General features: G+C 49.0%; 12 protein-coding genes and 2 pseudogenes. 10 read left to right on the forward strand and 4 right to left on the reverse strand.

What is annotated here, in order from left to right:
- Positions 1-58: 58 nt before the first annotated feature.
- Positions 59-376: a hypothetical protein gene (locus AM1_RS25300; protein WP_012165763.1), complete on the forward strand. Its 318-nt coding sequence runs from the start codon at positions 59-61 to the stop codon at positions 374-376.
- Between the two features lie 150 nt (positions 377-526).
- Here the strand turns inward: AM1_RS25300 and AM1_RS38845 are convergent.
- A pseudogene (locus AM1_RS38845) lies at positions 527-739 on the reverse strand (IS3 family transposase); the annotation flags it as partial.
- Between the two features lie 200 nt (positions 740-939).
- On the opposite strand from AM1_RS38845, the gene AM1_RS43305 reads away from it, so the two are divergent.
- The 9 genes and pseudogenes from AM1_RS43305 to AM1_RS42340 all read left to right on the forward strand — a co-directional run bounded on the left by AM1_RS43305 (position 940) and on the right by AM1_RS42340 (position 10135).
- Positions 940-1293 (forward strand): helix-turn-helix domain-containing protein, encoded by a 354-nt coding sequence (locus AM1_RS43305; RefSeq protein ID WP_238549070.1) that lies wholly within the window; start codon positions 940-942, stop codon positions 1291-1293.
- Complete coding sequence (locus AM1_RS43310) at positions 1253-1849, forward strand: IS630 family transposase (protein WP_238549071.1); 597 nt, start codon at positions 1253-1255, stop codon at positions 1847-1849. Before AM1_RS43305 ends, AM1_RS43310 begins: the two co-directional genes overlap by 41 nt.
- Positions 1850-1920: 71 nt before the next feature.
- A pseudogene (tnpA, locus tag AM1_RS25315) lies at positions 1921-2349 on the forward strand (IS200/IS605 family transposase).
- Between the two features lie 128 nt (positions 2350-2477).
- The gene (mutS, locus tag AM1_RS25320) at positions 2478-5129 is read left to right on the forward strand and encodes a DNA mismatch repair protein MutS (protein ID WP_012165766.1); all 2652 of its coding nucleotides are present in this window, start codon (positions 2478-2480) and stop codon (positions 5127-5129) included.
- A 107-nt stretch (positions 5130-5236) separates the two neighbouring features.
- Positions 5237-5980: a nucleotide exchange factor GrpE gene (locus tag AM1_RS25325; RefSeq protein ID WP_012165767.1), complete on the forward strand. Its 744-nt coding sequence runs from the start codon at positions 5237-5239 to the stop codon at positions 5978-5980.
- Between the two features lie 190 nt (positions 5981-6170).
- Positions 6171-6335: a hypothetical protein gene (locus AM1_RS42335; protein ID WP_010467869.1), complete on the forward strand. Its 165-nt coding sequence runs from the start codon at positions 6171-6173 to the stop codon at positions 6333-6335.
- Positions 6325-8667, forward strand: a complete 2343-nt coding sequence (gene recJ / locus AM1_RS25330; RefSeq protein ID WP_012165769.1) for a single-stranded-DNA-specific exonuclease RecJ — start codon at positions 6325-6327, stop codon at positions 8665-8667. The genes AM1_RS42335 and recJ overlap by 11 nt, the downstream gene beginning before the upstream one ends.
- Positions 8668-8742: 75 nt before the next feature.
- The gene (locus tag AM1_RS25335; protein WP_238549072.1) at positions 8743-9696 is read left to right on the forward strand and encodes a hypothetical protein; all 954 of its coding nucleotides are present in this window, start codon (positions 8743-8745) and stop codon (positions 9694-9696) included.
- A 13-nt stretch (positions 9697-9709) separates the two neighbouring features.
- Positions 9710-10135 (forward strand): hypothetical protein, encoded by a 426-nt coding sequence (locus AM1_RS42340; RefSeq protein WP_187152907.1) that lies wholly within the window; start codon positions 9710-9712, stop codon positions 10133-10135.
- A gap of 165 nt (positions 10136-10300) precedes the next feature.
- Here the strand turns inward: AM1_RS42340 and AM1_RS25340 are convergent, their stop codons facing one another.
- Genes AM1_RS25340 through AM1_RS25350 form a run of 3 tightly spaced genes read right to left on the reverse strand, consistent with a single transcriptional unit; the run spans position 10301 to position 14801 of the window.
- Positions 10301-11431: a lipocalin-like domain-containing protein gene (locus tag AM1_RS25340; RefSeq protein ID WP_012165771.1), complete on the reverse strand. Its 1131-nt coding sequence runs from the start codon at positions 11429-11431 to the stop codon at positions 10301-10303.
- 2 nt (positions 11432-11433) lie between these two features.
- Positions 11434-14052, reverse strand: a complete 2619-nt coding sequence (locus AM1_RS25345; RefSeq protein ID WP_012165772.1) for an ABC transporter permease — start codon at positions 14050-14052, stop codon at positions 11434-11436.
- The gene (locus AM1_RS25350; RefSeq protein WP_012165773.1) at positions 14052-14801 is read right to left on the reverse strand and encodes an ABC transporter ATP-binding protein; all 750 of its coding nucleotides are present in this window, start codon (positions 14799-14801) and stop codon (positions 14052-14054) included. Before AM1_RS25350 ends, AM1_RS25345 begins: the two co-directional genes overlap by 1 nt.
- Positions 14802-14844: the final 43 nt, after the last annotated feature.

Below are 14844 nucleotides of genomic sequence, written 5' to 3' on the forward strand. Positions count from 1 at the left end.
CCTGTAATAGAATCTGAAGACAACCCCAGGATTGATGCAACTAGAGTAGAGCACACCTATGCCGCCATTTTGGCCCCGAGAACCCGATCGCAAAAACGATACCGCTTTTCGTCGCTTTGGCGATCGCGTCAATTTAGCGTTCAATATTGCTATTTATGCCACTGCTGCTTCATCTCTGTGGTTCTTTAAGCTACTCATGTATCAAGATTGGCCTTGGCTCAAGAATTTAACGCTGGGGTGGTTAGGAGTGATTGTTCTGCAGGCTATTTATGTACTAGCGATTGCAGATTATAGCGATGCAGATGATACCAAGCCTATTTTCAAAAAAGATAAGGATAAGCTCGCCGATGAATCTAGTGAGTCTCCTGAAGGGTAAATAATTTAAGACAGATAAGCCTTAAATTTTCCCTGTAGTCCTTTCATGTATTCCTTATCAAAGTCAGCTCCAAAATGCTCAACTTTTTCTGCGACTTCTTGTAATAGTAGGTCTATTTTTGACCTTTACTCGAATAAGTGGACAGTTAATTTAAGCTACAAGTGTTTGATGTCGTGTCCTCCAGTAATTTTCTTCAAATTGGACAGGGGCGCAATGTCCAATGGTTGAATGCAGTCGTTGTCGGTTGTAGAAAACCTCAATCCATTCTGCAATGGCCGTCTTAGCCATCGCTCGGTTAGCGAACGTTGTGGAATAAATCAACTCAGTTTTAAGAGTTCCAAAAAAGCTTTCAGCAACCGCATGACCTTTAATACTAAATCCGATTTAAATAACCCCGATATTATGTATCGTTAGAGAATGCCAAGAAAACTGTATCTCGAAATTTTTCACCTGAAGAGCTAAAGTCTCATTACCGAGCCAGCAAAGACCCAGTAGAATCGCGCCGCTGGCATCTACTATGGCTCGTCAGTGAGCAAACAACCCTAACTCACGCAGCCCAAGTGGTGGGTCTCAACTACGATTACGCTCGAGAAATCGTCAGGGAGTATAACCACAATGGCGCCCATGGGTTACGCAACCACCGTAAAGATAAGCGACCTCATCAATCTCGCAGTCTTCTCACTCAAGACCAATGTGAACAATCGGCGACTCGTCTACAAACACCACCTGCCGACGGTGGTCTATGGAACGGACCCAAAGTAGCCCAGGTCATCGCTCAGATGACAGTAGTCGAGAAGGTGTGGCCCCAACGAGGCTGGGACTATCTCAAGCGGTTGGAGCAGTCCCTGCAACGCCCACGCCCTCATCACCGTAAAGGTGAACCGGAGGCCCAAGCCGCCTTTAAAAAAACTTCCTGAATACAAAGCAGAATTAGAGCGATGCTATCGTGATGCTCAGGTCGAAATTTGGTCTTTTGATGAACACCGATTAGGCCTTAAACCCATTATTCGAAAGATTTGGGCGCCTGTGGGGCAGCGTCCAATTGCTGAGGTGGACCATCGCTATGAATGGACCTATCTATACGGATTCGTTCATCCCGCAACCGGCGATACCGAATGGTTCATTCTACCTCGGGTCAATGGAGAATGGTTTAATCAAGCCCTACAAAGCTTTGCTCAGCAAGTTGGAGCGGGAAAGCACAAACAGATTCTTCTCGTTCTGGATGGAGCCGGATGGCATACCTGTAAGAATCGGGTGGTGCCACCTGGCATTCATCTGAAGATTTTACCCCCCTATTCTCCAGAGCTACAGCCAGCTGAACGGTTGTGGCGGCTAGCGGACGAGCCACTGGCTAATCAGTGTTTTGAGACCTTGGATGACCTCGAAGATGTTCTCGAGCAGCGCTGTCGAACCTTAATGACCATGCAATCGGATATTAAAGCTCTAACTATCCTGTATAAGCCTGCGCTTTGAGCGCAGGACTGGTCAGGTTTCACCTATACCGCGGTAGAAAGGTCTCCTTTGAAGACTTCAAAGGAGACAGAATGACACATCGAAAGTTATCTCACAGTGTGTGGGAATGCAAATATCATGTAGTATTTGTACCGAAATATAGAAAAGGGCGAATATATGGTCAGATTAGATGAAATTCAGGAGATATTTTTCATGAACTGGCACGTCATAAAAAGAATGTCATAGAAGAAGGTCATTTAATGCCAGATCACGTTCATATGTTGTTGAGTATTCCGCTGAAATACTCTGTGTCCAATGTGGTGGGCTACGTAAAAGGGAAAAGTGCCATTTATATCGCCCGAGAATTAGGCAATAGTCGGAATGCGACAGGCCATAAGTTTTGGTCTAGAGGATATTTTGTGTCAACAGTCGGCAGAGATGAGGCAATGATCCGTCGATATATCAGGCATCAAGGGCAAGAAGAGCAAAAGCTAGAGCAATTGAACTTGTTTCGAGCGTAGCCCAAATCCCCTTTAAGGGGTTCCAATTCAAGCCTCCGGTTTTACCAGAGGTAATTGACTTATCTAGTTGAGCTACCTTGTAGGCTGCGATAGAGTCGTAAACATACGATTCAGCCTAATGATCCTCCATGAGCGATTCTGTTGCCCCTGATGTCCCTGTTATAAGAGAAGGCAAAAACCCAGCCCAACATCGAGATCGCACTACCGTAGATCGGGAAGCTCTCTCCCCGATGATGCGCCACTATGTGGACCTCAAAGATGAATACCCCCAGACTATTTTGTTGTATCGGATGGGGGACTTTTATGAGACCTTCTTTGAAGATGCTTGTACTATTGCCCAAGCATTAGAACTGGTCTTGACCAGTAGGCAGTCTGGGAATGAGGTGGGTCGGGTGGCAATGGCGGGGATTCCCCACCACCAGCTCGATCGCTACAGTCGCTTGTTGGTGGAAAAAGGCTTTGCCGTTGCTATCTGTGATCAGATGGAGGACCCAGCCCAAGCTCAGGGGTTAGTGAAGCGGGAGGTCACTCGGGTGATAACCCCTGGCACCTTGTTGGAAGAGGGGATGCTGAATGCCCGCAGTAATAATTTTCTAGCGGCGTTTGTGTTGGCAGGTAATCACTGGGGGTTGGCCTATGCGGATATCTCCACCGGGGAGTTCTTGACGACTCAGTTTAGTGAACGGGAAACTTTGGCTCAAGAATTGCTGCGGCTTCAGCCTTCGGAAGTATTGTTCCCAACGGATGCGCCCGATATTCAGCAGATTTTGCGACCTGGCGAACAGTCGGATCTACTCCCGGAAGGATTGCCGAATCAGTTTTGCTACTCATTGCGATCGCAAACGTCATTCACGCAAGCAGAAGCCCGTCAGCGCATCCAAGAAGTCTATGGGGTGCGCTCTTTGGAAGGGCTTGGATGCGAACATCTCCCCTTGGCCGTGCGAGCGGCGGGTGGGCTATTAGCTTATCTAGAAGCCACCCAAAAAGATACCCACATTCCCCTTCAACCCCTGGCCACTTATACCCTCAGCCAATATCTGGTGCTTGACCACCAAAGTCGGCGTAATTTAGAACTCACCCAAACCTCCCGCGATGGAACCTTTCGGGGGTCTTTGCTCTGGGCAATCGATCGCACCCGTACTGCTATGGGTAGTCGAGCCTTGCGACGATGGTTGCTGCAGCCCTTACTCGATCTCAATGATATTCAGGCCCGCCAAGCTGCCATTACCGAGTTATTGCCTCAAACTGGTTTTCGCAAAGAACTCCAAAACCAGCTGCAGAAAATTTATGATTTAGAACGTCTGGCAGGGCGGGCGGGCTCCGGCACTGCCAATGCCCGCGACCTCGTTGCTTTGGCAGAATCTTTGGGGCAATTAACAGAGCTATCTCACAAAGTCGCTAAGTGTGAGGCTCAGTATTTGCAGGCTCTACAAACGGTTCCTCCCATCCTCGATCAGCTGGCCCAGCGTCTGCGTGCCCATTTAGTGGAGTCTCCTCCCATCTCTTTAACGGAAGGGGGCCTTATTAAGCCGAGCGTTAATCCTGAGCTGGATCAGATGCGTCAGCAAATTGTTAGCGACCAGCAGTGGATTGCCAATTTGGAGAAGGACGAACGAGAACGCACGGGAATTTCCACCTTAAAAGTGGGGTTCAACAAAGCCTTCGGTTACTTTATTAGTATTTCTCGTGCCAAAGCCGATCAAGCACCTGATGACTATATCCGTAAGCAAACCCTGACGAACGAAGAGCGATTTATTACCCCGGAGCTAAAGGAACGAGAGGCTCGGATCTTCACTGCCCAAACGGAACAATTTCAACTGGAATATGACCTATTTGTTACTCTGCGCACAGAAGTCGGGGAGCAGGCCAGTTTGATTCGGACGGTGGCTGCCGCCGTTTCTGCCGTTGATATTCTGGTGGGGCTGACGGAAGTTGCGGTGTATCAGGGGTACTGCTGTCCAACTATGAGCGACAGTCGCGAGATTCAAATCCTTGACGGTCGTCACCCGGTGGTTGAGCAGTCTCTGCCACCCGGTTTTTTTGTCCCTAATGCGACCGAATTAGGGAGTGCTCCTTCCGCTGAATTAACCCCCCATCCCGATCTAGTCATCTTGACGGGGCCGAATGCAAGTGGAAAAAGTTGTTATTTGCGCCAAGTGGGTCTGATTCAGCTTATGGCTCAAATTGGTAGCTATGTGCCAGCACAATCGGCGCGGTTAGGGATTTGCGATCGCATCTTCACTCGCGTAGGAGCCGTGGATGATTTGGCCACTGGACAGTCCACATTTATGGTGGAAATGAATGAAACCGCAAATATCCTCAACCATGCTTCTTCTAAATCATTGGTCCTATTGGATGAGATTGGTCGAGGCACCGCTACCTTTGATGGATTGGCCATTGCTTGGTCCGTGGCGGAGCACCTTGCTGCCGTTATCCAAGCCCGCACGATTTTTGCCACCCACTACCATGAGCTGAATGAGCTGGCGAGTTTGGTGGAAAATGTGGCTAACTATCAGGTGTTGGTTAAAGAACTTCCAGATCAAATTATCTTTCTGCACCAAGTGTGCCCGGGTGGGGCTAGTCGTTCCTATGGGATTGAAGCGGGACGGTTGGCCGGTTTACCCCCATCGGTGATTAAGCGAGCGAAGCAAGTGATGAAGCAGATCGAGCAGCATAGCAAAATCGCTGTGGGGCTTCGCAAAGGTAATACTCAACCGCGTGCCCGTAAATCATCTGCTGAAACTGAGGCTAAAACCCAGCAGTTTGAATTACCTTTTTGAGGCTGATGCATGAGCTGGTTGAAATAGCCCAGTATCCCTAATTGTGGGTTTGCAAGGGTGTCATTCAATGTTGCATTCTGGAATTCATATTTTAGATGGCTTAATTGATGGCAGTTAACGCTTCAAAAGTCCCTGACTACACCCCAAAGCTGATCGAATTGATGCAAAGAGTGGGGGTTCAGAGCTTTGCTGGGCTATCCCGAACGTCAGGTCTTTCGAGAACGAACATTAACTGGATCCGACAAGGTCGAATTCTGGATTTGAGTTTACAAAAAGCTCTCTTACTGAGTGAAGTTTTACAAGTGGATTTGGACTTATTACTGTCCACCTTTTCTCAAAATAACTCCGTGATAATACGGAGATCTCAGTTTCCTGATGGAAACAATCAGTCCATCTCCGTAAATTTGCGTAGAGATTCTGACCCTTCTGATCAGAAGTATGAAGAACTTCAGAAAAAGATTGTGAGGTTGGAACAGGAATACCAGCGCCAACAGCAACAACTACAGATCCAAAAAGAACAACTGCTAGTGGAGTACCAAAAATCCACGATTCAAGCTCTAGAGTCTTTGATATTACAATGGCCCACAGCTGCCTATGCTGCCCGTAAAAACCCGGATGCCCCGGCGATAAAATTGTTGCCTTTAGTCAGTCCCCTAGAAAAATTATTAGGCTCTTGGGGCGTCATTCCAATTGGTGAGGTGGGAACAGAAACGCCCTATGATCCCCAGTGGCAGCAGATTATGTCGATGGCTGAACAGGCTTTGAAACCAGGAGATCCAGTCCGAGTTCGCTATGTGGGGTATCGTCAGGGCGAGCAGCTCTTATACCGGGCTAAAGTGTCGCCTGTTTGAGATGAAAAGTAGTCTAGGTGACGGTTTGTCTGTCGTTTGGCCTTCTAAAAAATAAGGTTTTAGGATACTTCTAAATAATCCGTATTTTTTCTGATTTGTTTGGTTTGTGATCTCGGTATTGTTTAGTTAATTCAAAAAACAAGTCTGAACCGACTTAACTGACACTATCAACAAAAGGGATCGATACATCATGAGCACAACCACATTAGCCCACAAAGGTCAGCCCCTTATGCAGGCCATTGCCGAGGTGTATCAGCGCTATCTTAGAGGAGAGATTGGTGTCCACCACTATTCCTCCTTGGTGGATGAGCTAATTGAGCAAAACGCTGCCCACACTACTGCGAATGCCCACTGACCCTCAATGGCATCTAATTCAAGCTGTCACGCCACCGAAGTGGCTGATTGCTGATATACAACGTGTTGCGCCAGAAATATCAGGTCAATATTTAGCTCAATTGCTCTGGCAGCGGGGGATTCACGACCCTCAAATGATTCCTGGATTTTTAGATCCGAATCATTACCAACCCACTCCTCCTTCTGCCTTTGGAGCAGAGATGGAGCAAGCGGTTCAACGGCTGATACAGGCTTGCGATCGCAACCAAAAAGTAGCCATCTGGGGCGACTTCGATGCCGACGGCATCACCTCAACCGCCGTGTTCTGGGACGGACTCGGACAATTTTTTACCCAGAATCGCTTCCTCACCTACACCATTCCCAATCGCATCACAGAATCACACGGTCTGAATCGGCCTGGAATTGAGCGGTTAGCCGTGCAAGGTTATCAGCTGATCGTGACCTGCGATACGGGTAGTACGAATCTGACTGAAATTGAATATGCCAACGAGCTGGGGTTAGATGTGATCATCACGGATCACCATACCTTGCCGCCAGAACGGCCTCCCGTGACCGCTATTATTAACTCGCGGTATTTCCCCTCGGATCATCCCTTGGCCCATCTATCTGGAGTAGCAGTGGCTTTTAAGCTGGTGGAAGCCCTTTACTTGGCGTTGCCCCAGGTTCCTCAGCAGCCCCTAGACCATCTACTAGACTTGGTGGCGATTGGTCTGATTGCCGATCTGGTTGCTCTAAAAGGAGATTGTCGGTATTTGGCCCAACGGGGCATTCAGCAGCTGCAACGGCAACTTACCCAACGGACTCGACCCGGCGTTGCCAAGCTCTTAGAACTGTGTAAGCGCAACGGCGATCGACCCACCGATATTTCCTTTGGCCTTGGCCCCCGCATCAACGCGGTTAGCCGCATTCATGGCGAGGCTAGTTTTTGTGTGGAGTTACTGACCAGCAAAGATTCGGCTCGCTGTCGGCAGTTGGCGGAAGAAACTGAACTGGCCAATACCCGCCGCAAATCCCTACAAAAGGATGTGCTGCGGCAGGTGACCCGCAAGCTAGAACAACTGGATCTGTCTACTACGTCCGTTATTGTTTTAAGTGATCCGCAATGGCCCATTGGTGTATTGGGATTAGTCGCAGGTCAGATTGCTCAAACCTATGGCCGACCGACCATTCTTCTCTGTGAAGAAACGGTGGCGGGCAAGAACAATGTTCGCCTTGCCCGTGGTTCAGCCCGGTCTGTAAACCAGATCGATCTCTATGAACTGGTGCATAGTCAGGCGAATCTACTGACGAGCTTTGGTGGTCATCCCTTTGCCGCAGGGTTGAGCTTACCCGTTGCCAACATTCCCTTACTGGTGGAGGGCATTAATCAGCAGGCTCGACAACAGCAATCCTCAGACCCTGCAGCCGTTGTTCAGGCAGATTTGGTGGTGACCTTAGCTGAACTAGCCACTGATGGGGGCCGGTCACTATTTAAGGAATTAAAGCTGTTAGAACCCTGTGGGATGGGTAATCCTGTACCCAAGTTACTGATTCGCAACTGCTGGTTTGATCAGGTTTGGAACAAGAACATCAAAGACCGTAAAGGCAACAAGGTTCAATACATCAAAACCACCTTCTATATCTGTGATACGTCGTTTGAGTCAGGGTTCCCAGGATTATGGTGGGGGCATTATAAGGAGGAGATTCCCGCTGGTCCTTGTGATGCGATTGTGGAGCTGGATTTTAATGCTTACGAAAGACGATATGAGGTACGCCTTGAAGCAGTGCGACCAGTAGCAGAGAATCCAACCCAGACCTTGAATTCACCCATCGTGGATTGGCGACAGAACTCAAATAAGGCTGAACCCAACCCAGAACTATTGGTGATGGATCACTGTCCCGATTCCTGGGCTACGGTTCAAAGTTGGGCAAAGCAGGCCAAAATGGCGGGCAAGACGTTAGCCGTCGCTTATCAGAGCGCTGATGCTCCTGACTCAGTGGCGGTATGGAAACAGTTGGTGGGGATGGCTAAGTACTTGGCGCGAATGGAGAGAGGCGTCAGCCGAACTTTGCTGCAAGCCAGCCTCAAGATTGGCCCTCAGGCGCTACAGGTGGGCTTAGAGAGTTTGCAGGTGTACGGTTTTACAGTACGTGATCACAAAAACCTGATCCATATTAGCGGCAAGCCATCTACTAAAACCTTGACGGCGGAAGAGCGTCAACAGGCTATTCTGCAATTTGTAGATGCGGTCCGAGAAGAACAGTTTCAGCAGCAGTACTTTCAAGCCGTTTCGGTAGATGTGATGGGTGGAATCATTGCTGACCAGCAGGATCCTGATGATGCGATGCCCTAGGTGCGATCGCAACTTTCCTCCCTCCACAATCAAGCTTTCCTTAATTCCATCTTCTTTCTGATTCCATCACCCATCATGCTCCGAAAACTTGTCGCAGCCCTGGCTTGGATCCCTCTATTAGCAACCCCCGGAAAACTGAAGGCTCAAGTTGCCAAGGAAGCTCCATCGCTTGTGACCTTCCCCGATGTGGGTGTTGCGATACTGCAGCCGTCAGGATTTGAGAAAGCAGAAAGCTTCTATGGCTTTCAGCAACCTTCCACTGGGGCATCGGTGATAGTGTTAGCCATTCCAGGACCCTTTTCAGAGGTGACTCAGGGGTTTACGAAACCGGTTCTGTCAGAAAAAGGAATGACCCTGCACTCTAAGGAGTTAACTGAAGTTAAGGGGCAGTCTGGCGTCAAGATGTATTTTTCTCAGCAAGCCCATGGCCAGGAATTTCTGAAGTGGGCAGTGCTTTTTGGTGATACCGAACGAACAACAATGGTTGTGGCTACCGCTCCCAAGTCCCATGCATCTAAGCTAAGACACTCACTGCAAACGGTTCTTCAGTCCGTTGAACCTTCTCAAATGGCAGCAGCTCCCCTTCCCTTCGAGATTGAAGCGTCTGCTGACCTAACCCAAGTCCAAGGGGTGGCAATGGGGAATACCGCCCTCTTCACCCGAAATGGAACAATTCCTACTGCTACTCCGAATGAGCCAATGTTTATTGTGGCGTTATCGATTGGGGAGGTATTCGCTGGGAATCGTAAAGAATATGCACGACGGCGGTTGTTGGAAACAGCCCAAACTGAAATTGAATCGGTCCAGACCACTACACCTATAACCATCGATGGGCTAGAGGGCTATGAACTGACTGCGACGGGCAAAGATCAAAAATCTCAAACTCCCTTGATGCTTTATCAGGTCATGCTTTTCCCGGATGAAGGGGGATGTATTCTGATGACGGGAATGGTCGGTCAAGAGCAAGCCAAGAGGTATTTGCCCCAATTTAAGGCAATGGCATCAACATTCAGTTGCAACTTCAAATGATAATTTTCTTCGCATGGAAAGCCAAAAAAATCCAATTTTTAGAAAAATTACTACTTCTGAATCACTAATGCACTATCTAGTCATAGGGGCAGCATTCATCATCTTTTTAGGCTGTTCATTGTTTAGAACTACCTCAATCCAAATAGACTGTGATCGTTATATTAGTGAAACTCTCCAATGTGCTGTAACCAGGAGAAACTTAGTTTTAACAATGAGTCCAGTTAAAATCCCAAAACCTATAGCAGTAGATATTATTGACCACCACGGTGATTGTGACGGTTGTAATTCATATGCTTTAGAAATGAGGTCAGCATCATATTCATTTGCTGTGCCATTGTATTTGACTGAGAATTTTGAAGTCGCAAAACAATTGTCTACTGATGTAAATAACTTCCTGCTTCACTCACAAGAATCTTCATTTTCCAAAAGATATCCATAATCATGGGGTAGGTGCCAGCATGACTTCATCTATCCAAACCATAGGAATGGTAGTGAGAGGCAAGTGTTGCTATTAATTTCAAATGGTTGAGAAAGGGCAATCATCTAACGCCCTTAATCATGAGATACAGATAATGCTTAAAATCTTGGAGATTTGTGTGGCACTTTAAAAATTTAGGTCGCGATCATAACCTGTGAGTTCCACATAGCCCTTGCCCTGAATCGACTGTTGGGATTGGGTTCCAGAAATGCCAACTGCTCCTTCCCAGTACTTTGTAGATAGGAGTAGCTCTTGATTATTCATCATGGGTGCGACCTGTATCTCTAAATCGAGTTTGGGAACAGAAATAGCCCATTTGGATGGATATTGGGTTCGAGATTTAGGGCTAGTCCATCGCTCCAAGACTTGAATTTGATAATCTTCACCATTCAAATGCTGCACCTTACCATCAGAATTAATATAGGTTCCACTCGATTCTGGTAAATCAAAGCCATCAATTGAACGAAGACCATAGAGCATTAACGCTGAACTATCTTCTAACTGCAGGGAAAACCAATCCCAACCTTGAGTCCCTTGACTCAGCGGTCTGGTCGCAAATTCATGATCCGTCCAGCTAGAACCTGAGACCGTGAAGGGTTCTCCTTCAATAATGACTGTGCCTTGGGTGGGTTGCTGTACGACTGAGTAATAGTAGGAAGCATTGCCTGGCTCAGTCCCTTTGACAATAAAACCGTTATTACCCTGCAGAACAGGAGTGGTTAGCGATACCTGTAAATTAATTTCTGCTTTTGGTCCTTGAGCATGAAGTTGTAACGTTCCAGGTTGCTCCTCCTCCACAGACCAGTCGTCTAGCCAAATTCGGTAGGGATTGGCCTGTGCTCCTGCCAGCTCTGCGGCCCCGCGATTAAATCGCTCTACAGGGTAAAACTGTTGATTCTCAATATCGCTAAGGGTGAAGTGGGAGAAGTAGACCTGATTGCTGCGCCAAGCCGATCCCTGCTGGTTGGCTAAACCAGGCGTAAGCCCTCGACGAAATAGGGTTAACTCATAACCAAAGGGCCGCCCAGTTTCTGTTTCCAGATTACCTGTGTAGTACCACCATTCGGTTTGGTAATCTTCATGGAGACCAAAGTCCTTGGGGAATGAGAGTTTGATCGGGGCAGTTGCTTTTTGAAATTCAGGAACTTCTGTGGGAGTGGCCCATTCCACCGTGCCCTGTTCCATTGCCCAAGCGGGGCTGCCGATGATCAACAGCCCCAGAATCAGACTGATCAACCAGCCAAGCCATCTCTGCATGATTATTCCTCCCGAATTGCACTTGCCACTGTGACTCGACTTAATCGCCAAGCCGGATAAATGCCTGCTAATAAAGCAGCCACAATTGCTACTAACCATGCCTGCCAGAAATAGCTAGGATTGAGCTGCATTTGCAGGGTCCAGCCGAACGACCGGACATTAATTACATAGATCAAAATCCAGGCCAGAACATAGCCGAGAGGCATGGCCAGAAAACCAGCCACATTGCCCATAAGTCCTGTTTCCAGTAAGGTCATCCACCAGAGCTGTTGAGGCGTCATACCTGTGGCCCGGAGAATACCGATTTCGCGGGTACGCTCTAGCTGCAGGCTCATCAAAGCACTAAGCACCCCGATAAAGGCTACGATTACGGCTAGTAAGCGCAGGGCTTGAGTAATAGCAAAGGTACGATCAAAGATTTCTAGGGAGCCGTCCCGAAGGCTACGGGTGGATTGCACCACCACGTCCGTGCGGCCCTGATATCGTTCCCTTAGATCCTCCACTACGGTATCTAGGTCAATATCGGGGGCAGTAAACAAGCCCATAGAAGCAATCCCTTCATCCCCCCAGATCTGGATAAACGGATCGTTGTCCAAAATCACCGTGCCTTGATCCGAGGAATAATCATAAAACACTGCCAAGACAGGGAAGGTCTGTGGACCTTGGGGGCTGTCGATGGTAATTGAAGTGGGTGGATCGCTGAGATTGGCTTTTAGAAGTAGAGCTTCGGAGACAATCACGCCTTCACCCCGATTTAGGGCAGGCCATGGATCAATGGAATCCTGCCGCCAGGAGTACGGACGCTGACCATGGGAGACATCGCCTTCAGCGGAAATCAGTTTGATAGATCGTTCGATTTCTAAGGTTTGGTCACCATAGGTAAAGGCAGTGACGGTGGCATCGGTATCGTTATAGGTGACCACATCCTCTAACCCTGGCCAGCGTTTCATTTCGGCCACCACAGCTGGATCGAGTTGGCCTAAAACTCGGTTAGCGGTGGTACTGGGGGGTGTGACATAGATATCCGCCTGCAGGGTTTGATCCAGCCACTGGACCACGGTAACCCGGAAGGACCCCACCATAATCGAGACACCAACAATCACTGAGACCGCCACCATTAGAGCTGCGATCGCAACTGAAGTCCGGCTCAAAGATCGAACAATATCCCGAGGGGCCAACCGTCCCAACACTCCCAGGGACTGGGTAAGGGGCTGGACCAACTTCATCAAAGCAGCAGTAACGGGAGGCGTCAGCAAAGCGGATCCCAGGACAATGGCAAATAGCCCCGCAAAGGCCACCACTAATCCCGCTTTCAGTCGCAATAGGCCAATGCCAATCACTGTAATCACTACCCAACTGAGAAAAAGCCAGGGCAGAAGCTTTTGCACCTTATTTTCCAATGAGGAGCGCTGCAAGATGGTTTGGGGGCTAGTGCGCATGGCTTCTATGGCAGGCACCAAAGCGGCCAGCAGAGCAGAACTGATGCCAATCAGCATTCCCTTCACCAGCAAGACGGGCGGGATTGCCACCTGCTGCACACTGACCACAAAGTAAAAGTCGTTAATGGTTTGAGTAATCAGACCGACAATACTGCGGGCCAATACAATCCCTAATCCCAGCCCCAGAACTGATCCGAGAATTCCCAGAATGGCCGTTTCACCCATAATTAGGGTAAACAGCTGTCTGGGAGTGGTGCCTAGGCAGCGCAGCACCCCAAATAGAGGACGCCGCTGGACCACGCTAAAGGTAACGGTGTTGTAGATCAAAAACATACCTACCACAAGGGCTAGCAGACTGAGAGCCGTCAGGTTCAACCGAAAGGCTGCCGTCATCTGCCGCACAGCATTTTTCTGAGCAGCAGCGGTTTCTAGTTTGGCGTCTTCGGGTAGTAAGGTTGCGATCGCATCCAAGTCTTCCTCAGATTCGGCAATCAGATCAATATGGCTGAGATGCCCTGACCTCTGCAAGATTTCTTGAGCCGTGGCAATGTCCGTAAAAATTAGGCTGCTTAAGGCCCGCTGGGTGGTGGTGCTCTCTGGCTGCACCTTGCCCACTAAGCGCACAGGAACTAGCCGTCCTGCTAAATCGAGGGTCAGGGTATCGCCTAAGTCCACCTGATAGCGCCGGGCCACATCTGTAGAAAGGACAATGGTATTGGGTTCAGTGAGAAACGTTTGCAATCCTGCCAACCCCACGGTTTGATTCTCGGAGGCAAAGTAATTGCGAAAGGGTGGTTCCGAAAATAGATCCACACCGACGAGGCGCAAGGGTTGGTTGCCCAAATCAGGGGCTAAGACATAGCCATCCACAATTGGGGCCGTTTTAGTGAGGCCCGCCTGTTGGCGAATTTGCAGATAAACCGACTCATCGATACCCGCGGGAGCAATGGATTCAATTTGGTGGGTAGCGCGACCTGCGATCGCATCTGTAGATAATTCAAAGGCCGTTTGAGCGGACCCATTGGCCAGATCAATGGACACCAGCATGGCCACACCCAAGGCTACCCCCAGCAAACAGAGAAGATACTGCAAGGAGCGCTGCTGAAACCGTCGCCAAGCCATTCGCCACAGGGGCCGATTGGAACTTTGAGGTTCTCTTTGGGGTTCTAAGGCTGCGGTCATCAGGCCACTCCCAGTCGAGTGTCTTCCACCAGATGCCCATCCTGCATCCGCACTACGCGGTCAGCCAGCTTGGCGATTTCGGGGTTATGGGTGGCCATAATTAGGGTTTTGTGAGCCGAACGGGTTAGTTCTAATAGTAGATCCAGCACAATCTTGCCTGTTTCTTCGTCTAGATTTCCCGTGGGTTCATCGGCTAAGACCAGCATGGGGTCATGAACCAAGGCCCTGGCAATGGCCACCCGCTGCTGTTGGCCCCCTGAGAGTTTGTCAGGAAAGGCATCGCCGCGATCTTCGAGACCGACCCGCTGCAACAGTGCGATCGCCTTTTTAGAAACCTCCGCCTGGGAAATCCCTGCCAATTCCTGGGGCAGAGTGATATTCTCCAACACGGTCAGGGTGGGGATGAGGTTGAAAAATTGAAAGATAAAACCGATGCGATCGCGGCGAAACAAAGTGCGATCGCGCTCATTTAGATCAGATAATCCCACGTCATGAATGGTGACTCGCCCAGTGGTGGGCTGTTCAATGCCGCTAATTAAGTTTAGAAGCGTGCTTTTACCACTACCGCTCTGGCCCAACAGGACCACAAACTCACCTGCGGCAAAGGTAGCCGTAATCTCCCGCAGGACTTGACGATCAACCATCCCTTCTTGGAAGGCTTTACTCAGTCCCTCTAATTGGATAAAGGGTTGATTTTCGCTAGAAACCTTGTCTGAAGCCGTTTCTTTCAGGGGAGAAGATCGAGCCATCGCAAATTAACCTGAATAAGAATGAAAATCCTTTACAAAGGTT

This window comes from Acaryochloris marina MBIC11017 (genome assembly GCF_000018105.1).
In the GTDB taxonomy this organism is placed as follows: Bacteria; Cyanobacteriota; Cyanobacteriia; order Thermosynechococcales; family Thermosynechococcaceae; genus Acaryochloris; species Acaryochloris marina.